The organism is Nocardioides ganghwensis (assembly GCF_014779655.1).
GTDB classification, from domain to species: Bacteria; Actinomycetota; Actinomycetes; order Propionibacteriales; family Nocardioidaceae; genus Nocardioides; species Nocardioides ganghwensis.
Genome location: NZ_JACXYX010000001.1, coordinates 397,575 through 418,769, shown reverse-complemented (window position 1 = coordinate 418,769; position 21,195 = coordinate 397,575). Strand labels below are relative to the sequence as shown.

Here is a 21,195-nt window from a genome sequence, read left to right as displayed (position 1 = left end):
CAAGGAGCCCGGTGCTGGCTAGGGTCGGGACATGCGTCCCCCCGGCGAGCCCGACCCCCAGCCCGGCAGCGTGCCGACCGCCTCGGAGTCGCCGTACGTCCGGGGCGTGCACCTGGAGCGCACCGACGAGAACGTCCGCGAGATCGAGGCCCTCGCCGGTCTCCTCGGCGAGCCGGCCGGCCTGGGGGGCCTGCTCGACGACCTCAAGTGGGACCTGCGCCGGTCGCGCGCCCCGCGCCTGCTGGGCCGTGCGGTGCGCGAGGCGTACAGGTGGGACGACCACGACGAGCGCGACGAGCAGTGGTACCCCCAGGGCATCTCGACCAGCGCCGACTCCTCCGACGCCGGGGACATCGACGGTCGACGGGTCGTGGTGACGACCTGGTACTCGACCGGGCGCGACGGCATCAAGCGCGGCTCGCGGGTCACGTTCGTCGACCTCGACTCCGGGAGGTACCGCCACGTCCTGCTCGTCTCCCCCGTCCTCGACGAGTCCGGCGTGCTCACCCTGCGGCCGATGCGCATCCACGCCGGCGGCGTCGTCTGGGCGGGGCCCTACCTGCACGTCGCGGCGACCAGCCGAGGCTTCGTCTCCGCCCGGGTCGACGACATCATGCGGGTCGCCGGCGACGACGACCACCCCGACCGGTTCGGCATCGACGGCACCCGCCTGCACTCCTACGGGCACCGCTACGTGCTGCCCGTGCGGTTCACCTACCGGGCCCACGCCGACGAGGGCCACCAGAAGCTCCGCTACTCCTTCGCCTCGCTCGACCGGCGCTCCGACCCGCCTGCGCTCGTCGCCGGCGAGTACGCCCTCGACCCGGACGCGACGACCCGGCTGGCGCGCTACGAGCTCGATCCGACGACGTGGCAGCTCGCTGCCGGCGAGGACGGGTTCTCGCGGCCCCTCGCGGTCGACGAGGGCGGCGTGCGGCAGATGCAGGGGGCGGTGATCGCGGCCGGTCGCCACCACGTGACGGTCTCGCACGGCCCGTGGATGCCCGGCAGCGTGTACGCCGGGCAGCCGGGGTCGATGCGGCAGCGCCGCTGGGCCCTGCCGATGGGCCCCGAGGACCTGTCCTACTGGCCCTCGACGGACCGCATCTGGTCGCTCACCGAGCACCCGCGGCGACGCTGGATCGTGGCGATGGACCGCGCCTGGTTCGACTAGCGGGCAGGCACCAGCAGCTCGCGCACCGTCTCCGGCGTCCACGTCGGCAGCATCCCCTCGGCCGAGGCGAGGTAGGCGACCCGGGCGTCGACGTCGAGGTCGAACCCGTCCGCGAGCCCGTCGGCCATCGTGCGGAGGTACGCCGCAGACGGCGGCGCGAGGGGGTGGTGCCGCGACGCGCTGAGCGTGAGCACCCGGTGCCCGTCGAGCTCGCCGAGGTCCATCAGCACGTCGTAGACCGTCGACAGCCCGTGCCGGGTGTGCCCGGTGTCGGCGAGCACCAGCGCCGTGCCCACGGCGCGGCGTGCTTCCTGGGCCACCAGGTCGACGAGCTGCTCGAGGCGCAGCAAGTAGGCGCGGGCGTGCACCGTGCCCGGGCCGGTCGGCGAGTAGAACGCCATCCCTCCTCCCCACACCGACGACTCACCGGCGAAGCGCAGGTGCCCGGGGAGGGTGAGTGTCCGGTGCTCGCGGGGTGAGGTCCGGTCGCGGCAACCCTCGTACGCGCGCCTCGCCCCGACCGGGGTGCCACCGCTGATGTAGCACCCGAGCCTCGCCCTCGAGAGGTTCGTGCCGAAGGAGGCGTACCAGACGAGCGGGTCGTCACTCACTCCGGCAGCGCCCCCGGCTCGCCGGCCCTGCCGGCCTCCTCGAGCAGCACCTCGCAGGCGTCCTGGTAGATCTGCCAGGCCTGCTCGGGGCTGTCCCCGACCGCGGTCATGCCGAGCCGCCCGCACTCGGTGACGCAGCTGATCATGTGGAGGACCACGCCGGTCTCGCGGGACTGGTCGAAGTGCAGTCGGCGGCGGGCGACGACGTCGAGCACGTCGCGCGTCGTGAGCGCGCGGAGCCGGTCGTCCTCGAGGTGGTCGGTGGCGACCAGGTGCCTGGTGGCGCCGGAGGCGGTGCGGTAGGTGCCGAGGTCGCCGTCGTACTCGCCACCGGCGAGGAACTGCAGCGTCAGGAACGGGTGGGTCGTCCCTCCCTTGCGGAGGTTGAGCTCGATCGCGTGGGCGTCCCAGTCGCCTGCCTCGTCCTGCACCGTCACGAAGTCGACGGCGAAGCGACCCAGGACGCCCTTGCCCGCGAGGTGACGCCCGATGGCCATGGCGGGCTCGGTGATCCTGCGCGAGTACGCCGGGTCGGCGGGGAAGACGCAGCCCAGGTACTTCTGCCCGCTGGCGCCACCGAGGAGCTGGTCGTGCGTGGACAGCAGCTCGACCGTGCGGTCGGGCAGGACCCTCATCTGCACGCTCGGGCTGGTCAGCGTCACGCCCGTGATGCGCTCCTCGACGATGCCGCCGAGCCGCTCGAACGCGACCAGGAAGTCGCTCGGGGAGAGGTCGGCCGCCTCGGGCTGCAGCGCCTCGATGCGGGTGCGGAGCACGGCCGGCTCCTCGTCCGAGCCCGGCGCCGGCAGGTCCCCCAGCTCGACCAGCGCGTTGCCCGACCCCGACACGCCCTCGTTGATCTTGACGATCACCTCGGCCAGGTCGGGGCGGCGGGCCCGCATCCCGACCACCGCGGTGACCAGGTCGTCGAGGGTGGCGAGGTCCTCGGCCCCGACCGGAGCCCGTACGCCTACCTCGTCGAACAGCCGGCGGCAGCCCGACTTGCTGCCGAGCGACGCCAGCCGGGGGTCCGAGCCGTAGACCGGGATGCCCAGGCTCAGCGCGACGTCCCGCTCCAGCTCGGTGGTGTTGTAGGGGATGAGGTGGCTGACGGAGCGGTCCGGGATGAGGTCGCGGACGCGCCGGAGCAGGCGGGGACGCTCCAGCAGCTTGGCGCTGAGCGGCCGCGGCGAGGAGTCGCCGACCGGGACGAGGTGCAGTCGCCGGCGCGCGTGGCTGGGGATGATGCCGGGAAGCAGCCCGAGGTAGTACTCGACGATCTCCTCGTCGATCGGGCCGGACGTGACGTAGATCATCCTCAGCATGGGCTGCCGCAGCAGCAGGAGCAGGAAGAGGGCCCGCTCCTCCATGGCCTGCATGAGGGTGCCGCTGCCCGCCGTGGTGCGCTCGAGGCTGATCGAGGGCACCACGACCGCGGACTCTGCGGCGTGGTCGGTCCGCATCGCCTCCCAGACCCCCGGCAGCCGTTGCTGCAGGCGGTCGTACGCCTCGTAGCGCTGTCGTCCGTCGAGGTCGGGCAGCGCGACGTCGTGGGTCATCAGGTCACCTCCTGGTGGTCGCGCCCCGTGGCCGGGGCGGTGACGTCGTGGATCCGCACGGGTCGGCTGAACCCGCGCGGCTGGATGTCGCCGACGAGCTCGGCCGCCACGCGCTCCTCCACGTGCGCCAGCACGCGGTCGGTGACCAGGACCTGCCACGGTCCCGCGTCCGCACACAGGCGGGCGGCCAGGTTGGTCACGCTGCCGATGGCGGCGTAGTCGGACCGCCCGGGATAGCCGATCCGCCCGAGGGTCGCGTAGCCCTGGGCCACACCGACGCCCAGGGCGAGGTCGTGCCCGCGCCGGCGCCACTCGCCCGCGAGGCGGCGTACGTCCTCCCGCACGTCGAGCGCCATCGACACGGCCGAGCCTGCAGGGTCCTCGGTGGGGACGGGGTCGCCGAAGAACACCATCACCCCGTCGCCGGTGAACCGCTCGAGGGTGCCCCGGTGCTCGTCGATGCGTGCACCCAGGGCGCGGTGGTACTCGCCGAGCACGTCCATCACCTCCTCGGGCTCGGACGCCTCGGCGAAGGAGGTGAACCCCCGGAAGTCCACGAAGACGACCACGATCTCGCGCCGGTGGCTGGCCAGCAGCTCCTCGTCGTTGACGACGAGGTCGGCCAGCTGGGGGGACAGGAAGCGCCGCAGCCGGCCGACCCGCTCCAGCTCGTCCACCTGCTCGGCGACGCGGGCCTCGAGCTCGAGGTTCCAGGCCGAGATCTCCTCCGCCTGCCTCCGGATCGTGTCCTGGTAGCCCTTGATCCGCGCGAGGGATCGCACGCGCGCCAGGAGCTCGGCCTGGTCGAAGGGCTTGGTGATGAAGTCGTCGGCGCCCGCCTCGAGTCCGTCGAGCCGCTGCGCGGAGCCGCCTGCGGTGATCATCACGACGGGCAGGAAGGCCGTGGTGGGGTCGCTCCGGATCCTCCGGCACACCTCGCAGCCGTCCATCACGGGCATCTGCACGTCGAGCAGGACCACGTCGACAGAGCGCTCCCGGAGGACGTCCAGCGCCTCCTGTCCCCCGTGCGCGGTGAGGACGTCGTAGCCGCGCGGCGAGAGGACCGCGTCGAGCAGGCGGAGGTTGGCCGGCTGGTCGTCGACCGCCAGGACGGTGGGCCGGGTGGCCCTCCCCCGCTCGTCAGCGGCGCTCACGCCGTGCCGCCTGCCAGGAAGCCCTCGACCTGCCCGGGGAGGGCGCGCGGGCTGATGGGCTTCTCCAGGTAGCCGTCGAACCCCGAGCGCCTGGCCCGGTCGCGGTCCTCCTCCATCGCGAGCGCCGTGACCGCCACGACGGGCACGCCGTCGGGAAGCACCTCCTCGCGCAGCCGGCGCAGGGTCTCGTGGCCGTCGATGCCCGGGAGCTGCAGGTCGAGCAGCACGAGGTCCGGGGGCTCCGTGGCGGCCGCTCGGACGCCGAGCTCACCCGTGCTCGCGGACCCGACCACGTAGCCGGCGTGCTCGAGCACGTCGCGCACCAGCTTGAGGTTGAGGGCGTTGTCCTCGATCACCAGCACACGCGGGCTCACGGCGACACCGCCTGCGACGGGTCGAGGTCGAGGCCGTGGCCCCGGAGCGCGTCGAGCAGGTCGTCGCGGCGCACCGGCTTGAGCAGGTACGCCGCCGCGCCGAGCTGCAGGCCGCGCTGCCGCTCGTCGATGATCGAGGCGACCACCACCGGGATCGAGCGCGTCGCCGAGTCCGCCTTCATCCGGGCCAGCACCTCCCACCCGTCCATGCGGGGCAGCCGGATGTCGAGCACGACGGCGGCGGGGGCGGCCGTACGCGCGAGGGAGAGCGCCTCGAACCCGTCACGGGCGTGCAGCACCCGCACGGGCGAGGCCGACAGGTAGGCCGTCATGAGGTCGAGGGAGGCCCGGTCGTCGTCGACCAGGAGGATCGTGCGCGTGCCGTCGGCGTCGCCCTCCACCGCGGGCTCGACCGCGGGCAGCGGCAGCCGGAAGGCGAACACGCTGCCCGCTCCCGCCTGCGGCTCCAGCCACAGGGTCCCGCCGAACAGCGCCACGATCCGCCGCGAGAGCGTGAGCCCGAGCCCGGTGCCCTCCTCCTTGGGCGCCCCGCGGCGACCCTGCTGGAACGACTCGAAGATCCGCTCGCGGTCCTCGGCCGGCACGCCGAGCCCGGTGTCCGTGACGCGGACGAGGACGTCCTCGCCCTCCCGCGTGGCCAGGACGCGGACCGTCCCGCCGTCGGGGGTGAACTTCACCGCGTTGGACACGAGGTTGAGCACCACCTGCTTGAGCCGCAGCTCGTCGGCCCACACGACCCCGACGTCGTCGGCGACCTCGAGGCCGAGGTCGATCGCGTGCGCCGCGGCGCGGTCGCGCACGAGGGACAGGACGTAGTCGAGGCAGGCCCGGACCGACACCAGGCTGGGCTCGAGGACCATCCGGCCGGCCTCGACCTTCGAGAGGTCGAGGATCTCGTTGAGCAGCTCCAGCAGGTGCTTGCCGGACGTCCAGATGTCGCGGAGGTACTCCTCCTGACGCGGGTTGAGCTCGCCGAACATGCGGTCGAGGAGCACCTCGGAGAACCCGATGACCGCGTTGAGGGGCGTGCGCAGCTCGTGGGACATGCTGGCGAGGAACTCCGACTTGTGGCGGCTCGCGACCTCCAGCTCCGCCCGCTTGGTGTCGAGCTCGCCGTAGAGGCGTGCGTTGACGATCGCCAGCCCGGACTGGTTGGCGAAGGTGCGCAACAGCTCCGGGGTGTCGTCCCCGAAGTCGCCCGGACGGCGCCGGCGGATGACCAGGGCGCCGACGAGCTGGTCCTGACGGACGAGCGGGACGGCGAGGAGCGACCTCCAGCCGTCCGCCAGCAGGACGTCGAGGTGCTCGTCGCGGGTGGCCGAGGCCAGGTCGGGCACCACCAGGGTCGACCGCTCGGCGGCGGCGCGGCCGACCGGTGACGTGGTGCGCCGGATCGTGAGGGCGCGCAGCCGCTCGGTCAGCTCCGGGCTCCCGCCGGCAGTGGCCCGGACGCGGAAGCAGTCCTCGGTCGCGTCGTACTCCATGATCGACCCGCCGTCGGCCCAGCAGAGGCGTACGGCCCCGCTGACGATGCCGCCCAGCACCTCCTCGAGGTCGAGGGTCGAGCTGATCGCCTCGCCGATCTCACGGAGCACCTCGAGCTGGGTGACCTTGGCGGCGAGCTCGCCGCTGCGCGCTTCCAGGGCGGCCACCAGCTCGACCTGGCGCAGGACGATGGCGGCCTGGACGGCGAAGGTGCTCAGCACGTCGACCTCCCCGGGGTCGAACGGCTGGGCCTCCGTGCGCCACACGGACAGGATCCCGATGACCTCGTCGTGCAGCAGCATCGGCGCCGACATCAACGTGCGGAAGCCGGCCAGGCTCTGCAGGTCGTGCCGGCCGTAGTCGGGGTCCTTCAGCACGTCACCGATCTGCTGGGTGCTGCGGTCCTGCGCCACCCGGCCCAGCAGGCTGTCGCGCGAGCGACCCATCGGGTGGTCCTCCACGTAGCGGACGAAGCCGGCGGGGGCGTCGCCGGAGATGCGGGACAGCCGGAAGGTGTCGCCGTCGAGGAGGTAGAGCTGCGCGACCTGGGCCCGGCAGAGGTGCACCGCCCGGTCGATGATGGTGTCGAGGACACCGCTCGGGTCCGTGCCGGCCCGCCCGAGGGCCTCGAGGATCTCGCGGGTGGCGGCCGCCTGCTGCTGGACGTCGAGGAGCAGCCGACCGGTGTCCGGACCGCTGTCGGTGTCGCCCGGGGGGACACTGTCCATCGCACCACTCCAACCCGCGCCCCCCGCCTGTCGAGTGTGCTCCGCCCCGACGGAGGGCGGCAAGCCCCATTCGTGGGATCCCGCAGCAGGCGCAGGTCAGCCGCGCGGCTGTATCGCCAGCTGACGACTCTGGGCGACCAGGCGGCGCGTCGAGTCCCAGACCTCGCAGTCCTCCTCGAACATGCCGCCGGCGACGTTGCGGGTGCGGTGGGACACCCGGAGCCAGCCCGGCGCCGGCACTGCCCGGACGTGCACGGTCAGCTCGAGGGTCGGGGCCCAGCCCGGGCGGCCGAGGTCGAAGGTGACCGGCGGCAGCGCGTCGCACACCATGAGCAGCCCGACGGGGTCGACGTCGTGGCCGTCAGCCATCCGGAACCAGGCCTGGATGTGGCCGCGACCGCTCGGGGCGCCCATCGTCCAGCCGACGCAGGCGGGGTCGAACCGCATGTCGAAGCGATCCATCACCGGAGCCACGCGGCGCGTCTCCTCGGGCGCGAGCGAGCCGGGCACGCACTCCTCGAGCGGGGGCAGCGCGGGCGGCTCGGCCGTCGTCGCGACGTCGTCCGGCATCGAGCACAGGTCTCCGTACGTGGCCAGGGCGGAGATGCGGGTCGTGCCCGCCTGGCCGAGCTCGGCCGACACGGTCGCGACCGAGCCACCCTCGCGCAGCACCCGCGTGGACACCTGCGCTGGCCCCGGTCGGGCGGCGGAGAGGTAGTGGGCGCTCACCGCGAGCGGATGCGGCTTCGCCGGGACGGCCTCGGCGATCGCCTTCCCGACCACCCCGAGCAGGTAGCCGCCGTTGACGCCGCCGCCCACCGTCCAGCCGGGATCGAGGTCGGCGCCGAAGAGGCCGTCCCCGGTCGTGGTCAGGGCCGTGTGCGTGTCCCACTCGGTAGCCATGTCCCGAGCCTAGGTCGCCGCCGGATCAGCGAGGCCGGAGCCAGCCGGTGACCCGCGGCACACCGTCGACCCAGTCGAGCTCGGCGGCGTACATCGCTCGGCGCCCGCGCTGGCGGGGCTTGTGGTCCCACTTGCCCGTCCCCGCGCACGGGAGCGTCGTGCCGCGGCAGGTCCAGCCGTGGAGGAAGGCCAGCTGCCGTCCCCCGCGCACCTCGACGAGGTCGGCGCCGCCCGGACCGCACAGGCCGGTGGACGCGGCGTCGAGCAGCATCCCGCCGTCGGCGGCCGTCCAGTCGAGGAGGGACGCCGACCTCAGCCACCGCGTGCGGTAGCCGCAGCGGGTCCAGTCCCCCTCCGAGGCCAGCATCACGTAGCCCTCGGGGCGCCGGACGAGCACCGGGTTCTCCACCACGCCGGCGGAGCGGAACAGCTCCACGCTCGTCGCTCCCGGCGCCACCGACTGCCCGTCCCGCGCCAGCGCCACGATGCGCACGCTGGAGGGGATCCTGTCGGTCTTGTAGACGAGGTAGGTCGCTCCGTCCACGTCACGGAACCACGACGGGTCGATGACGCCGGCGCGCGGGAGCGTACGGTCGCGCGGCAGCATGGGGTCCTGCGCGGTCGGCGTACGGGCGTAGGAGGGGCACACCAGCGGGGCGCTGCCGACGGGTCGGAACGGGCCGCGGGCCGAGGTCGATCGGGCCACGCCGATGCAGCGGCCGGTCTCGCCGATCCCGTGCACCGGGGTGGCGTAGTAGAGCAGCCACCTCCCGCGCACGCGCGCCACGTCGACGGCCCAGATGCCGCCCTCGCGCGACCACGACGGCCGGTGGGTGAGCAGGCTCGGTCCGCGGCGCCACGGTCCGTCCGCGCCGCGCGACCACGCGTGCGGCACCCGGTCCCCCGTGGCGTACGCGACCAGGCCGCCGGGCGCGGCGACGACCGCGGGGTCGGGGAAGTCGACGTTGAGCACGGGGCGCGGGACCCGCTCGTCCGCGGACGCCGGCACGGCGACGGACAGCAGTCCTGCCACGATCATCAGCACGAGCAGGCGCGCTGCTCCCCGGTTCGGCACCGGGGGACCGTACCTGCTGCGCTGCCTCAGGGTCGCAGTGTTGCGGGAAGTGTCTCGAACCCTCGCAGGATGCGGGTCTCGCGGCGCCGCGCCCCCGGGTCGAGCCGGAGGTCGGGGAACCGCTCCCAGATCGCGCGGAGGCCGACCTCTCCCTCCATCCGGGCGAGCTGGGCGCCGAGGCAGTGGTGCCGGCCGGCGGAGAAGGCGATGTGGTCGCGTGCGTTGGCGCGGGCGACGTCGAAGCGCAACGGGTCCTCGAAGACCTCGGGGTCGCGGTTGGCGCCGCCGAGGATCGCGGTCACCATCGACCCGGCGCCGACCGGCCGGCCGGCGAGCTCGGTGTCGCGCGCCGCCATCCGTGCGGTCAGCAGCACCGGCGGGTCGAGTCGCAGCGCCTCCTCGACGACGTTGGGCCACAGCGTCGGGTCGGCGACGACGCGGGCGCGCTCCCCGGGGTGGTCGTGGAGCAGCGCGATGCCGTTGCCGAGCAGGTTGACGGTCGTCTCGAAGCCGGCGGCGAGGACGAGGCCGGCCGTCGCCTTGAGCTCGTTCTCGCTGAGGCCCTGCCCGTCCTCGCGCACCGCCACCAGCTGGCTGAGCAGGTTGTCGCCGGGGTCGCGACGCAGGCGGTCGAGGTGGTCGCCGAGCCAGGCGTCGAAGCGGGCGAGGGCCTGCGCGACGGTGCGGTAACGCCGGAAACCCAGCCCCAGGTCGAGGCTCGGCGCCGCCGCGGAGCCGAAGTCGAGCACCCGGCCGCGCTCGTCCTCCGGCACCCCGAGGATCTCGGCGATGACCGTCACCGGCAGCACCGCGCAGTACGCCTCCACGAGGTCGACCGGTCCGTCCGCGCGCCGCTCGAGCCCGTCGAGCAGTCCGGCGGCGATCTCCTCGGTGCGCTCGCGCAGCCGCTCCACCGCCCGCATCGTGAAGACCCGCGTCACGAGCTTGCGGTAGCGGGTGTGGTCGGGCGGCTCGGTCACCAGCAGCGACGGCGGCTCGACCGGGTGCAGCGTCGTCGGCGCGGCCCACCGGGCGACCCGCCCGATCGGGCCCTCGTCGGTCGGGAAGCCGGTGCGGAAGTCGTCGCTCGTGAGCAGCTCGCGCACGGCGGCGTGGCTGGTGGCGACGTAGCCGATGCGCGAGCGGTAGAGCGGCCCGTGCGCCCGGATCTCCTCGACCAGGTCGAAGACCTCGTCGGTGCCGAGCGCCCCGACGCGGATCAGCCGGGCCTGGAGGTCGCCGCGGTCGGCCGCCCGGCGCAGCAGCAGCGTCGGCAGCCCGTGGGCCACGCCCCAGTGCACGCCGGCCCGTACCTCCCGGCCGACGGTCCGGCCGACGGGCCCCAGGGCGGGGCCCAGGAGGGTGGTCGACGTCATGGTCCCGACAGTAGTGCTGCCTAGGCTGGGCGGCATGTGGCTCGTGGTCGACCTCCTGCTCGTCGGTGTCTTCGCGGTGATCGGGCGGCTCAGCCACTACGGCGCGCTGACCGCGGGCGGGTGGTGGACGACGGCGTGGCCGTTCCTCGTCGGGACGCTGGCGGCCTGGGTCGTGCTCGTCGCTGCCCGGCGGCGCCCGGCCGCGGTCTCGTCCGGGGTCGTCGTGTGGGTCGGCGCCCTCGCCGGCGGGATGGTGCTGCGACAGCTGAGCGGCCAGGGCACGGCGACGCCGTTCGTCGTCGTGGCGACCCTCGTCCTCGGCGCGCTGCTCGTCCTCCCCCGGATCGGCGCCAGGTTCAGCGCCCGTGGGCCCCGTCCACACTCCTCCCGGTAGTCCGCTGCGGAAAGCCGCTGCCTGGCCCGCGCCGACCGGCCGTTCGCAGCGGACTACCGGGAGGGGTGGGGAGGAAGGTGGCGTCTGTCAGGATCTGCGCGTGAAGCAGTGGGTGGTGGTCGTCGGCGGCACCAACATGGACGTGGTCGCGCGCACCTCGGCGCCGCTCGTCCCGGCCACCAGCAACCCCGGGCACACCCGCATCTCGCCCGGCGGGGTCGGCCGCAACATCGCCGCCTGCCTCGGCCTTCTCGGCGCCCCCGTACGCCTGGTCTCCGCGGTGGGTGAGGACGCCTTCGGCGACGAGGCGCTGCGGATCACCGCCGCCTGCGGCGCCGACGTGGGGGCCGTACGCCGTGTGCCGGGCCGCACCGGGACCTACACCGCGCTTCTCGACAACCGGGGTGAGCTGGTGGCGGCGGTCTCCGACATGGCCGTCATCGACGCGCTCGAGCTCGACACGGTCCACCTGGACGACGCCGCGCTGGTCGTGGTGGACGGCAACCTCGCGCACGACCAGGCGTCCCGCGTCGTGGCGTCGGCCGCCGCGGCCGGGGCGCCGGTCGCCTTCGAGCCGGTCTCGGTCGCCAAGGCGACCCGGTTGGCGGACCTGGTGCAGGACCTGTTCCTCGTCACGCCCAACGCCGACGAGATCGCCGCCGTCACGGGCCGCCCCGCCGGCGAGTGGCGCGCGTCCGTCGACGACCTGCACGCCCGCGGTGTCGAGCACGTCTGGCTCAGGCACGGCGCGGACGGGTCGTGGATGTGCAGTCGCGACTCCGAGCCCGTCCACCTGCCGGCCGTCACCGCGACCGTCGTCGACGTCACCGGGGCGGGCGACGCGATGCTCGCCGCCTGGGTCGCGGCCTGGCTGGGCGGCGCCGACCCCGTCGCCGCCGCCCGCGACGGGCACCTCGCCGCGGCCGCGACCATCGAGAGCCCGCACACCGTCCGGCCGGACCTGGCCGAAGCCATGCACGACCTCATGAGGGAGCACCGTTGAACCTGACCGTCACCGACGAGGTCCGCGACGCGCTCGCGTCCGGCCGGCCCGTCGTCGCGTTGGAGAGCACGATCATCAGCCACGGCATGCCCTACCCGCAGAACGTCGAGATGGCCCGCACGGTCGAGGGCATCGTCCGCGACGGCGGGGCCGTGCCGGCGACGATCGCGGTGCTGCACGGCCGCCCGACCATCGGGCTGTCCGCCGACGACCTCGAGCTGCTGGCCTCGGACGAGTCGGTCATCAAGGTCTCCATCCGCGACCTGCCGTACGTCGTCTCGCGCGGCCTGCACGGCGCGACGACGGTCGCCTCGACGATGCGGCTGGCAGCGCTCGCCGGGATCGGCGTGTTCGTGACCGGCGGGCTCGGCGGCGTGCACCGCGGCGCGGAGACGTCGTACGACGTGTCGGCCGACCTCACCGAGCTCTCCACCACCTCGGTCGCGGTGGTCTGCGCCGGCGTGAAGAGCATCCTCGACATCGGGCTGACGCTGGAGAAGCTCGAGACCCTCGGCGTGCCGGTGCTCGGTTACGGCACCGACGAGTTCCCGTCGTTCTTCTCCCGCTCGTCAGGCTTCGGCGCTCCGATGCGGGTGGACTCCCCCGCCGAGGTCGCCGCCCTGATGAAGGCCAAGTGGGACCTCGGCCTGGCCGGCGGCGTCGTCGTGGCAAACCCGATCCCGGCGGAGTCGGAGATCCCCGCCGACGAGATCGGCGCGATCATCGACCAGGCCCTGGGCGACATGAACCGGCTCGGCATCCGCGGCAAGGACGCGACCCCCTACCTGCTGGGGCGCATCGTCGAGATCACCTCCGGCGAGTCGCTGAAGGCCAACATCGCCCTGGTGGAGCACAACGCGCGGCTCGGTGCCGCGATCGCACGGGAGTACGCCGCGCGCTGAGCGTGCCGATCGCCAGCTCACCAGTTGGCGCGCCAACCCGTCAGTTGGCGACTTGGGGGCCGAGCAGACCCCCATCTGGCCACCCGACCCGCCAACTCACCCATAGGCCAAGCGGCCCCGTACGCCGACCGCGCTAGCCCGTTCGCCGGTCGAACTCGCCACGATGTCCTTGCCCAGCGGGGCGAGCGAGATCGGGATGAGCTTGAGGTCGGCCAGCGCGAGCGGGATGCCGATGATCGTGATGGCGAGCACGACGGCCGACACGACGTGCGCGATGACGAGCCACCAGCCGGCCAGGACGAACCAGATCACGTTGCCGACGAACGAGCCGACGCCGGCCGACTCCTTCGCGACGATCGTGCGGCCGAACGGCCACAGCGCGTAGCCCGCGATCCGGAAGGACGCGATCGCCCACGGGATCGTGATGATCGGGATGCACAGCAGGACGCCGGCCAGGACGTAGCCGAGGAACAGCCAGAAACCGCCGAAGACGAGCCAGATGACGTTGAGGAGCAGGCGCACGTGGCGATCCAACCAGAGGCACCCACGCTCGCGTCGCGTCAGACGGCGGCCCGGACCTCGCCCGGCGCCGGGTTGGTGTGCGGGACACCACCGATCACCACGGTCGGCACGACCTCGTCACCGCCGTTGACGCTCCGCACGTACGCCGACGCGTCGGGGTCTGCCCAGACGTCCACCCAGACGACGTCCCTGGCCTTCTTGCCCAGGGTCAGCTGGAGGCGCTTGCAGAACGGGCAGCCCTTGCGCCAGTAGACGACGACGCGGCCCTCCCCGGCCGCGCGGGCACCCTCGGCAGCGGAGACGGAGGCGGGCTTCCGGGTGAACATGCCGACCAGTATGCGTCTGCACCCATCGCTGCTTGGATCGCTGCATGGCCTCCCGACTGACCGAGATCTCCCTGGACTGCCACGACCCCGACCTGCTCGCCGACTTCTGGACCGCCGCGCTCGACTGGGTGGTGCTCGACCGCGAGCCCGGGCTCGTGGAGATCGGACCGGCGCGGGAGAGCGACCAGGCGCTGCTCGACGCGGTCCGGTCGGGCCCGGTGCCGCCGACGATGTTCCTCGCGGCCGTGCCCGAGGACAAGGTCGTCAAGAACCGGATGCACCTCGACCTCTCCCCCGTCGACCGCTCGCGCGACGAGGAGGTCGCGCGGCTCGAGGCGCTCGGCGCGACCCGGGCCGACGTGGGCCAGAGCGGTGAGGAGTCCTGGGTCGTCATGGCCGACCCGGAGGGCAACGAGTTCTGCGTGCTCCGCAGCCTCGCGTCGGGCCACTTCGCGCTGTGAGCCGCACTCCCGGCGAGCTCCTCGCGTCGTACGGTCGCAGCCTGGTCTGGCAGGTGCCGGTGGCGCTCGGCCTGGTGCTGGCGCTGTGGATCCTCGACATCGAGCAGTGGCTGGCTGCGGGCCTCGGCGTCTTCGTGGTGATCAGCCCGTTGCTCTGGCTGCGCTACGAGGCGTTCGGCCGTCGCGGGGACCGCCAGCTCGCAGTGCTGCTGGGGTTCGCGCTCGTCTGGCTCGCGATCGGGACGGGCGTCTTCATCGCGCTGGTCTGACCACCCGCCGTGCGACGATCCCTCGCGTGACCGACGCCGGCCTGGACGTGCAGCTCCCGATCGAGACCGAGCGGCTGGTCCTGCGGCCGCACCGGATGGACGACCTCGACGACCTCGCCGTCTTCCACGGCGACGCCGACGTCGTCCGGTTCGTCCCCTGGCCGGTACGTGACCGCGCCGCCACCGAGGAGGCGCTCCGGGTCAAGCTCACGCAGACCGGGCTCGTCGCTCACGGGCAGTGGCTGGTGCTCGCCGTCGAGGTCCGCGAGACCGGGACGGTCATCGGGGAGGTGCTCCTCAAGTGGGCCTCCCACCGGCAGGGCGAGATCGGTTTCGCGTTCGCCCGGTCGCACCAGGGACGGGGGTACGCCGCAGAGGCCGCCCGCGCGATGCTGCGGCTCGGCTTCGACGGGCTCGGCTTCCACCGGATCAGCGCCGTCGTGATCGACGGCAACGACGCCTCCGTACGCCTGCTCGGGCGGCTCGGCTTCCGGCAGGAGGCGCGCCTCGTCGACGGTGTGCACTTCAAGGACCGGTGGGCCACCCAGCTCGTCCTCGCGATGCTCGAGGACGAGTGGCGCGAACGGGACGGCGCGACCTGACCCGGAGGCCGTACGGCGCGTCAGGCCTCCGCCATGAACTCCCGGAGGACGCGGGCGAAGCGGTCGGGGTCGTCGAGGTGCGGGAAGTGACCGGCGCCCTCGAAGAGCTCGACCCGGCACTCGGGCAGCGCCCGCTGGGCGCTCAACGCGTGCCAGGCCGGGATCATCCGGTCCTTCGAGCCCCAGACGATCAGCGTCGGAGGCGGCGCCACGCCGCTGAGGTGGTCGTGGGCGCTGATGCTCTGGCCGCCGAAGTCGATGACCGCCCGGGTGGTGGCCAGGAACGCCTTTCGGCTCTCGCGGTCGCCGAGCGAGGTGAAGCCGCGCCAGATGGCACCGAGGTCGGCCCCGGGCTTCCAGCCGACCTTCCGGGCACCCCGCCCCAGCGCCTCCGCCTTCTCCAGGACGGGGGCGGAGGCGATCACCCCGAGCACCTGCTCGGCGCCGGGGAGGGTGGCCGAGCGCAGCACCAGGTTGACCTCGCGCCCGAGACCGCCGCTCGAGACGAGGACGAGGCGGTCCACCCGGTCGGGGAAGAGGTAGTAGAACTGCATCGCGATGCCGCCGCCGAGCGAGTGGCCGACGAGGGTGACCCGGTCGACGCCGAGGTGGTCGAGCAGGTCGCGCAGGGTCGCGGCGTGCGAGCCGAGCGAGTAGTCGCCGGTCGGCTTCGCCGAGTCGCCGTGGCCGAACAGGTCGGGCACCACCACCCGGTGGTCGTCGTCGACCTCGTCGACGAGGTGGGACCACTGCCGCTGCGAGCCGAGGATGCCGTGGATGAACAGGACGACAGGCCCTGAGCCGCTGTCGACGTACGACAGCTGGTGGCCGTGGAGCACGACCGTCTGCGGAGCCAGGGGAATCATCGTTCCTCGCGAGGGTCGGAGCGTGTGTGGTTACCCCACGGTAGCCCTGTCCGTGGCCGCTGCGGCCGCTCTGGGTCGAAGATCACGCGAGGAGGACGCCGTACGACCTGCGGCGCGCCGAACGACCACAACCCGCCCCCATCCAGCGCAGGCACGCCCGGACCGACTGCGGCGTCAGACTTTCTGGTCGTCCGACACGCCGGCCGGTCGAACAGGAGGAAGTGCCCGCCCGGCCGGTGGTGCAGGCGTACGAAGGCGGGGGCGGTTTGTCCTGTTCGACGTGCCGTGCGCCACCCGCGCGGGGCGCGCTCACACGTTGAAGCGGAACTCCACCACGTCGCCGTCGGCCATGACGTAGTCCTTGCCCTCCATGCGCACCTTGCCGGCCTCCTTGGCCTTGAGCATGGTGCCGGCGGACATGAGGTCCTCGAAGGAGACGACCTCGGCCTTGATGAAGCCCTTCTGGAAGTCGGTGTGGATGACACCGGCGGCCTCGGGGGCGGTGGCGCCCTTCCTGATCGTCCAGGCCCGCGTCTCCTTGGGGCCGGCGGTCAGGTAGGTCTGGAGGCCGAGCGTGTCGAAGCCGACGCGAGCGAGCTGGTCGAGGCCGGACTCGGTGATGCCCATCTCGGCGAGCATCTCGTGCGCCATCTCGTCGTCGTCCATCTCGGCGAGGTCGGCCTCGAACTTGGCGTCGAGGAAGATCGCCTCGGCGGGCGCGACGATCTCGCGCATCCTGTCCTTGAGCGCCTCGTCGGCGAGCTCGTCGGCGTCGCAGTTGAAGACGTAGATGAACGGCTTGGCCGTCAGCAGCGACAGCTCGCGCAGCAGGGAGCGGTCGATGTTCGTGTCGATGATGGGGGTGCCGGACTCCAGCGCCTCCTTGGCCGCCTTCGCGGCCTCGAGGTTCGCGACGAGGTCCTTGACCTTGCGCGACTCCTTCTCCAGGCGGGCGATCGCCTTCTCGACGGTCTCGAGGTCGGCGAAGATGAGCTCGGTCTGGATCGTCGAGATGTCGTTGGCGGGGTTGACCTCGCCGTCGACGTGAGTGACGTCCTCGTCGCGGAAGACGCGCGTGACCTGGCAGATCGCCGCGGACTCGCGGATGTGCGCGAGGAACTTGTTGCCGAGGCCCTCGCCCTGCGAGGCGCCGCGCACGATGCCGGCGATGTCGACGAACTCGACCGTGGCCGGCAGGACCTTGGCGGACTCGAAGACCGCCGCGAGCTGCGGCAGCCGCTCGTCGGGGACGCCCACGACGCCCACGTTGGGCTCGATCGTCGCGAACGGGTAGTTCGCCGCGAGCACGTCGTTCTTGGTCAGGGCGTTGAAGAGCGTCGACTTGCCCGCGTTGGGGAGACCGACGATGCCGATGGTGAGAGCCACGGGCGGGGAGTCTACGGCTGCGGGTGGTGGCCCGGCGAAACCTGACGTGGCACCTGCAAGACTCGGACCATGAGTGACGTGGGGGCTGGGCCGATCGTGCGGGAGCCGGTGCTGCGAGCACCGGCCAACCGGGTCTCGCCGCAGGCGATCGGGTTCTGGACGGTGTCGGCCCTGATCGGCGACGTAGTCCTGGTGATCGGCGCCCTCGTCGCCTGGCTGGTGATCCCGGGAGCACCGGGCTGGGTCGGGCTGCTCGTCCTGCTCCTGGCGGTGGCCGCGGTCGCGCACGTGGTGCTGATGCCCCGCATCCGCTACCGGGTGCACCGGTGGGAGGTCACCGACACCGCCGTCCACACCCGCGAGGGGTGGATCGGCCGCGAGACCCGGATCGCGCCGATCAGCCGCGTGCAGACCGTCGACTCGCGACAGGGCGCCCTCATGCGCCTCTTCGGCCTCGCCTCGATCACCGTCACCACCGCCTCCGCCGCGGGCCCCATCACCGTGGACTGCCTCGACGCCGACACCGCGGCGCACGTGGTCGCGCGGCTGACTGCGATCACCGCGGCGACGGAGGGCGACGCGACGTGATCCCGTCCCCCGGCAACGGCTGGGTCCGGCTCAGCCCGCGCAAGCTCCTGCTCGACCCGGTGAAGGCCGTCGGCCAGGCGGTCGTGCCCGTCGTGGTCGCGCTGATCGGCATCAGCCAGAGCGACATGCGCTTCTGGCCCTTGGTCTTCCCCCTGCTCGTCATCGCTCCCCTCGTCTTCGGTGCCCTCCCGTGGCTCACCACCCACTACCGCCTCACCGACACCCAGATCCAGGTGCGCAGCGGCATCCTCAACAAGACCACGTCGACAGCACCGCTCGACCGGGTCCGCAGCGTCGACCTCGAGGCATCGGTGCTGCACCGGGTCCTCGGCCTGCAGAAGGTCCAGGTCGGCACCGGCGTCGACGACGACCGGATCACGCTCGACGCGCTCGCCGCGGCCGACGCCCACGCATTGCGTACGTCACTGCTGGGACGGCGGATCGCCGCGGAGCCGCCACCGCCGATGCCCGCCCGCGAGTCCGACCATGATCTCGGGCAGGGGGTCTGGCCGGGGCACGTCCCAGGGCCCGCGCAGGCCGCACCGGCCACGGTGCCCCCCGCTCCCGCCGTGCCGCTGGCGACGATCGACTGGTCCTGGCTGCGCTTCGCTCCCTTCAGCCTGGGCCGCCTGGTGCTGCTCGTCGGCGGCCTCGGCGTGCTGTCGCAGGTCGCCGACGAGCTGCCCATCTGGAACGAGGACACCGCCACGTCCGCCTGGGAGTGGCTCACCCAGTTCGCCGTCGTCGCGATCGTGGTCGTGCTCGCCGTCGCCGGGCTGGGCCTGTGGCTGGTGGTCTCGGTCGCCGGCTACGTCCTGCAGTGGTGGGGTTTCCGGCTCGTGCGCGAGCACGGCTCGCTGCACCTGACCTCGGGACTGCTCACCACCCGCTCGATCACGGTCGAGGAGGCCAAGGTACGCGGCGTCGAGATGACCGAGCCCGTGCTGATGCGGCTGGTCGGCGGCGCGGAGCTGTCGACGCTGGCCACCGGCGTCGAGGACGGCGTCACCCAGGTGCTGCCGCCCTGTCCGCGCACCGTGGCGGTCGGGGTCGGCGAGGCGGTGCTCGAGCACCCCGGCCCGCTCACCGACCCGCTCGTCGAGCACGGTCCACGGGCCCGCCGCCGCGCATGGTTCCGCCAGCTGCGCAACGCGCTCGACGTCATCGTGCTGCTGGCCGTCGGCTGGTGGTGGTTCGACCTCACCTGGTGGTGGCTGGCGGCGCTCGGAGCGGCGTTCCTCGCCCTGGCCGCCGTGGTCGGCGAGGCGTCCTACCGCCACCTCGGTCATGCCCTCGCCGACGACCACCTCGTCGCCGGCAGCGGCGCGCTGGCGCGCGTGCGTACGGTCCTCGAGACCGACGGCATCATCGGCTGGGTCGTGAGCCAGTCGTGGTGGCAGCGCCGCATCGGCCTCGCCGACCTGACCGCGACGACGGCGGCCGGAACCGAGCGCGTGGTGGTGCGCGACGTACGCCTCGAGGTCGCGGTGGCGCTGGCCGACGCCGCGACGCCGGGCCTGCTGGGCGACTTCGTCGCCCGCGGGTCGGACCAGCCGCAGCCGGCCCCGCACCCGACCTAGAACCAGGCGTCGCGCATGTCCAGCGTGGTGGTGTCGCCCGAGGCGAGCAGGTCGAGCATGGGTGCCACCTTGGGCAGCTCCCAGCGGAAGAAGTAGCGGGCGGCCGCCCGCTTGCCGTCGTAGAAGTCGCCCTCCTTGTCCCCCACCGCGACGACCTGCTCGAGCCACATCCACGCGACCACGACGTGGCCGGCGGCCTCGAGGTAGACGGTGGCGTTGGCCATCGTGCGCTCGGGGTCGCCGAACCCGGCGAGCGCGAGGGTGACCTCGCCCAGCCGGTCGAGCATCGCCCTGAGCGCCTCGGCGTGCTCAGCGGGCTCGCCACCGAGGTCGCGCGCACGCGCCACGGTCTGCTCCACCCGCCCGGCCAGGGCGGCCAGCGAGGCACCGCCGCCGCCGAGGACCTTGCGGCCGAGGAGGTCGAGCGCCTGGATGCCGTGGGTGCCCTCGTGGATCGGGTTGAGCCGCTGGTCGCGCCAGTGCGCCTCGACGTCGTAGTCGCGGGTGTAGCCGGCTCCGCCGAGCACCTGGATGGCGAGGCTGTTGCTCTCCTGGCCCCACTGCGAGGGCCAGGACTTCGCGATCGGGGTCAGGAGGTCGAGCAGGAGGCCGGCCTCCGTCCGCTCCTCGTCGTCGAGCGCGCTCGCCTGCACGTCGAGCAGGCGCGAGCACCACAGGTTGAGCGCGAGGGCACCCTCGACGTAGGACTTCTGGGCCAGCAGCATCCGGCGCACGTCGGCGTGCTCGATGATCGGCACCTGCGGCGCGGACGGGTCGGCCGCTGTCAGCCGACGGCCCTGCGGGCGGGAGCGGGCGTACTCGAGCGACTTGAGGTAGGCGGTGTAGGCCGTCGTCGTCGCCGACATGCCGACCCCGAGCCGGGCGGCGTTCATCATGTGGAACATGTAGGACAGGCCCTTGTTGGGCTCGCCGACGAGGTAGCCGACGGCGCCCGGGGCCCCGCCGGGCGTGAAGGCGCCGCCGCCGAAGACGGGCGCGGTGTTGACGGTCCCGCGGCTGCCGAGCTTGTGGTTGATGCCCGCAAGCGCGACGTCGTTGCGCTCGCCGATCGAGCCGTCGTCCGCCACGAGGTGCTTGGGCACCACGAAGAGGGAGATGCCGCGCGTGCCGGCCGGGGCGTCGGGCAGCTTGGCCAGCACGAGGTGGACGATGTTGTCGCCCATCTCGTGGTCGCCGCCGGAGATCCACATCTTGCTGCCGAAGATGCGGTAGGTGCCGTCGTCGGCCGGCACGGCGCGGGTGAGGACGTCGCCGAGGCTGGAGCCGGCATGCGGCTCGGAGAGGGTCATCGTCCCGAAGAACCGACCCTCCAGCATGGGTCCCGCGAAGCGCTCGATCTGCTCGGGGGTGCCGTGCTCGAGGAGCAGGCTCGCATTGGCCATCGTGAGGAACGAGTAGGCGGCGGTGCCGATGTTGGCGGCGGTGAACCACGCCATGCAGGCCGACGCGACGACGTGCGGGACCTGGTGTCCGCCGTGCTCCTCGTCGAGCGTGAGCGCGAGCAGGTCGGCCCGCGCCAGCGCCTCGAGCGCCGGAGCGACCTCGGGGATGAGGCGTACGCGCTCCCCGTCGAACACCGGCTCCTCGGCGTCGCTCTTGCGGTAGTGGGGAGCGAAGTGGTCCGCGGCGAGCTGCGCGCACAGCGCCAGCAGGGCCTCGTAGGACTCCCGGTCGTGCTCGGCGAAGCGCGGGCGCTCACCCAGCGACTCGACGTCGAGCCACTCGAAGAGCAGGAACTCCAGGTCGCGCGCGGAGAGGATCGTGGAGGTGGGGCCGGAGGTCGGTGTGGACACGCGCCGACGCTACCGGGCGGTG

22 protein-coding genes are annotated in these 21,195 nt (G+C 73.0%); 9 read left to right on the top strand and 13 right to left on the bottom strand.

Annotation, left to right across the window (positions count from 1 at the left end):
* The first annotated feature begins 31 nt into the window (after positions 1-31).
* Positions 32-1,174 (top strand): hypothetical protein, encoded by a 1,143-nt coding sequence (locus tag IEZ24_RS01980; RefSeq protein ID WP_129457092.1) that lies wholly within the window; start codon positions 32-34, stop codon positions 1,172-1,174.
* Here IEZ24_RS01980 and IEZ24_RS01975 read toward each other — a convergent pair.
* From IEZ24_RS01975 to IEZ24_RS01940, 8 genes are all read right to left on the bottom strand, one after another.
* The gene (locus IEZ24_RS01975) at positions 1,171-1,785 is read right to left on the bottom strand and encodes a histone deacetylase (RefSeq protein WP_191192799.1); all 615 of its coding nucleotides are present in this window, start codon (positions 1,783-1,785) and stop codon (positions 1,171-1,173) included. The genes IEZ24_RS01980 and IEZ24_RS01975 overlap by 4 nt on opposite strands.
* Positions 1,782-3,344 (bottom strand): peptide ligase PGM1-related protein, encoded by a 1,563-nt coding sequence (locus IEZ24_RS01970; protein WP_129457093.1) that lies wholly within the window; start codon positions 3,342-3,344, stop codon positions 1,782-1,784. Before IEZ24_RS01970 ends, IEZ24_RS01975 begins: the two co-directional genes overlap by 4 nt.
* Positions 3,344-4,498 (bottom strand): adenylate/guanylate cyclase domain-containing protein, encoded by a 1,155-nt coding sequence (locus IEZ24_RS01965; RefSeq protein WP_129457094.1) that lies wholly within the window; start codon positions 4,496-4,498, stop codon positions 3,344-3,346. Before IEZ24_RS01965 ends, IEZ24_RS01970 begins: the two co-directional genes overlap by 1 nt.
* Entirely contained in the window at positions 4,495-4,872 is a 378-nt protein-coding gene (locus tag IEZ24_RS01960) for a response regulator (RefSeq protein WP_129457095.1), read from the bottom strand. The genes IEZ24_RS01965 and IEZ24_RS01960 overlap by 4 nt, the downstream gene beginning before the upstream one ends.
* Positions 4,869-7,106 carry a hybrid sensor histidine kinase/response regulator gene (locus tag IEZ24_RS01955; protein ID WP_129457096.1) on the bottom strand — a complete coding sequence of 746 codons (2,238 nt, stop codon included), beginning with the start codon at positions 7,104-7,106 and terminating at the stop codon, positions 4,869-4,871. Before IEZ24_RS01955 ends, IEZ24_RS01960 begins: the two co-directional genes overlap by 4 nt.
* Before the next feature lie 96 nt (positions 7,107-7,202).
* Complete coding sequence (locus IEZ24_RS01950) at positions 7,203-8,009, bottom strand: thioesterase family protein (RefSeq protein ID WP_129457097.1); 807 nt, start codon at positions 8,007-8,009, stop codon at positions 7,203-7,205.
* A 25-nt stretch (positions 8,010-8,034) separates the two neighbouring features.
* Positions 8,035-9,084, bottom strand: coding sequence for a glycoside hydrolase family 43 protein (locus IEZ24_RS01945; RefSeq protein ID WP_129457098.1), 1,050 nt, complete (start codon positions 9,082-9,084; stop codon positions 8,035-8,037).
* A 26-nt stretch (positions 9,085-9,110) separates the two neighbouring features.
* The gene (locus IEZ24_RS01940) at positions 9,111-10,460 is read right to left on the bottom strand and encodes a cytochrome P450 (protein WP_129457099.1); all 1,350 of its coding nucleotides are present in this window, start codon (positions 10,458-10,460) and stop codon (positions 9,111-9,113) included.
* A gap of 34 nt (positions 10,461-10,494) precedes the next feature.
* Between IEZ24_RS01940 and IEZ24_RS01935 the strand changes: the two genes are divergently transcribed.
* The 3 genes from IEZ24_RS01935 (at position 10,495) to IEZ24_RS01925 (ending at position 12,759) form a co-directional block, all read left to right on the top strand.
* Positions 10,495-10,854: a DUF3054 domain-containing protein gene (locus IEZ24_RS01935; RefSeq protein ID WP_129457100.1), complete on the top strand. Its 360-nt coding sequence runs from the start codon at positions 10,495-10,497 to the stop codon at positions 10,852-10,854.
* A 100-nt stretch (positions 10,855-10,954) separates the two neighbouring features.
* A complete protein-coding gene (locus IEZ24_RS01930) occupies positions 10,955-11,857 on the top strand; it encodes a carbohydrate kinase family protein (RefSeq protein ID WP_207206949.1) in 903 nt (300 codons plus the stop codon).
* The gene (locus tag IEZ24_RS01925) at positions 11,854-12,759 is read left to right on the top strand and encodes a pseudouridine-5'-phosphate glycosidase (protein ID WP_129457101.1); all 906 of its coding nucleotides are present in this window, start codon (positions 11,854-11,856) and stop codon (positions 12,757-12,759) included. The genes IEZ24_RS01930 and IEZ24_RS01925 overlap by 4 nt, the downstream gene beginning before the upstream one ends.
* Before the next feature lie 96 nt (positions 12,760-12,855).
* Here the strand turns inward: IEZ24_RS01925 and IEZ24_RS01920 are convergent, their stop codons facing one another.
* Positions 12,856-13,281 (bottom strand): YccF domain-containing protein, encoded by a 426-nt coding sequence (locus tag IEZ24_RS01920; protein WP_129457102.1) that lies wholly within the window; start codon positions 13,279-13,281, stop codon positions 12,856-12,858.
* Between the two features lie 38 nt (positions 13,282-13,319).
* Positions 13,320-13,607 (bottom strand): glutaredoxin domain-containing protein, encoded by a 288-nt coding sequence (locus tag IEZ24_RS01915; RefSeq protein ID WP_129457103.1) that lies wholly within the window; start codon positions 13,605-13,607, stop codon positions 13,320-13,322.
* A 44-nt stretch (positions 13,608-13,651) separates the two neighbouring features.
* Between IEZ24_RS01915 and IEZ24_RS01910 the strand changes: the two genes are divergently transcribed.
* From IEZ24_RS01910 to IEZ24_RS01900, 3 genes are read left to right on the top strand one after another with little or no spacing between them, the layout of a single operon-like run.
* Positions 13,652-14,068: a VOC family protein gene (locus tag IEZ24_RS01910; protein WP_129457104.1), complete on the top strand. Its 417-nt coding sequence runs from the start codon at positions 13,652-13,654 to the stop codon at positions 14,066-14,068.
* Positions 14,065-14,337: a hypothetical protein gene (locus tag IEZ24_RS01905; protein ID WP_129457105.1), complete on the top strand. Its 273-nt coding sequence runs from the start codon at positions 14,065-14,067 to the stop codon at positions 14,335-14,337. The genes IEZ24_RS01910 and IEZ24_RS01905 overlap by 4 nt, the downstream gene beginning before the upstream one ends.
* 26 nt (positions 14,338-14,363) lie before the next feature.
* Positions 14,364-14,939: a GNAT family N-acetyltransferase gene (locus IEZ24_RS01900; RefSeq protein WP_242498626.1), complete on the top strand. Its 576-nt coding sequence runs from the start codon at positions 14,364-14,366 to the stop codon at positions 14,937-14,939.
* Between the two features lie 20 nt (positions 14,940-14,959).
* On the opposite strand, the gene IEZ24_RS01895 is transcribed toward IEZ24_RS01900, so the two are convergent.
* Both IEZ24_RS01895 and ychF read right to left on the bottom strand, forming a co-directional pair.
* Positions 14,960-15,805, bottom strand: a complete 846-nt coding sequence (locus tag IEZ24_RS01895) for an alpha/beta fold hydrolase (RefSeq protein WP_129457106.1) — start codon at positions 15,803-15,805, stop codon at positions 14,960-14,962.
* Between the two features lie 309 nt (positions 15,806-16,114).
* Positions 16,115-17,191, bottom strand: coding sequence for a redox-regulated ATPase YchF (gene ychF / locus IEZ24_RS01890; RefSeq protein WP_129457107.1), 1,077 nt, complete (start codon positions 17,189-17,191; stop codon positions 16,115-16,117).
* 69 nt (positions 17,192-17,260) lie between these two features.
* On the opposite strand from ychF, the gene IEZ24_RS01885 reads away from it, so the two are divergent.
* A complete protein-coding gene (locus IEZ24_RS01885; protein WP_129457108.1) occupies positions 17,261-17,779 on the top strand; it encodes a PH domain-containing protein in 519 nt (172 codons plus the stop codon).
* Positions 17,776-19,359: a PH domain-containing protein gene (locus IEZ24_RS01880; RefSeq protein ID WP_129457109.1), complete on the top strand. Its 1,584-nt coding sequence runs from the start codon at positions 17,776-17,778 to the stop codon at positions 19,357-19,359. The genes IEZ24_RS01885 and IEZ24_RS01880 overlap by 4 nt, the downstream gene beginning before the upstream one ends.
* Here IEZ24_RS01880 and IEZ24_RS01875 read toward each other — a convergent pair.
* Complete coding sequence (locus IEZ24_RS01875; RefSeq protein ID WP_129457110.1) at positions 19,356-21,173, bottom strand: acyl-CoA dehydrogenase; 1,818 nt, start codon at positions 21,171-21,173, stop codon at positions 19,356-19,358. The two genes, IEZ24_RS01880 and IEZ24_RS01875, sit on opposite strands and share 4 nt — an antisense overlap.
* Positions 21,174-21,195 lie beyond the last annotated feature (22 nt).

Coding starts and splice junctions, on each gene's coding strand:
- IEZ24_RS01980 (WP_129457092.1), top strand. CDS start 32: ATGCGTCCCCCCGGCGAGCCCGACCCCCAGCCCGGCAGCGTGCCGACC.
- IEZ24_RS01970 (WP_129457093.1), bottom strand. CDS start 3,344: ATGACCCACGACGTCGCGCTGCCCGACCTCGACGGACGACAGCGCTAC.
- IEZ24_RS01955 (WP_129457096.1), bottom strand. CDS start 7,106: ATGGACAGTGTCCCCCCGGGCGACACCGACAGCGGTCCGGACACCGGT.
- IEZ24_RS01950 (WP_129457097.1), bottom strand. CDS start 8,009: ATGGCTACCGAGTGGGACACGCACACGGCCCTGACCACGACCGGGGAC.
- IEZ24_RS01940 (WP_129457099.1), bottom strand. CDS start 10,460: ATGACGTCGACCACCCTCCTGGGCCCCGCCCTGGGGCCCGTCGGCCGG.
- IEZ24_RS01935 (WP_129457100.1), top strand. CDS start 10,495: ATGTGGCTCGTGGTCGACCTCCTGCTCGTCGGTGTCTTCGCGGTGATC.
- IEZ24_RS01915 (WP_129457103.1), bottom strand. CDS start 13,607: ATGTTCACCCGGAAGCCCGCCTCCGTCTCCGCTGCCGAGGGTGCCCGC.
- IEZ24_RS01910 (WP_129457104.1), top strand. CDS start 13,652: ATGGCCTCCCGACTGACCGAGATCTCCCTGGACTGCCACGACCCCGAC.
- IEZ24_RS01895 (WP_129457106.1), bottom strand. CDS start 15,805: ATGATTCCCCTGGCTCCGCAGACGGTCGTGCTCCACGGCCACCAGCTG.
- IEZ24_RS01885 (WP_129457108.1), top strand. CDS start 17,261: ATGAGTGACGTGGGGGCTGGGCCGATCGTGCGGGAGCCGGTGCTGCGA.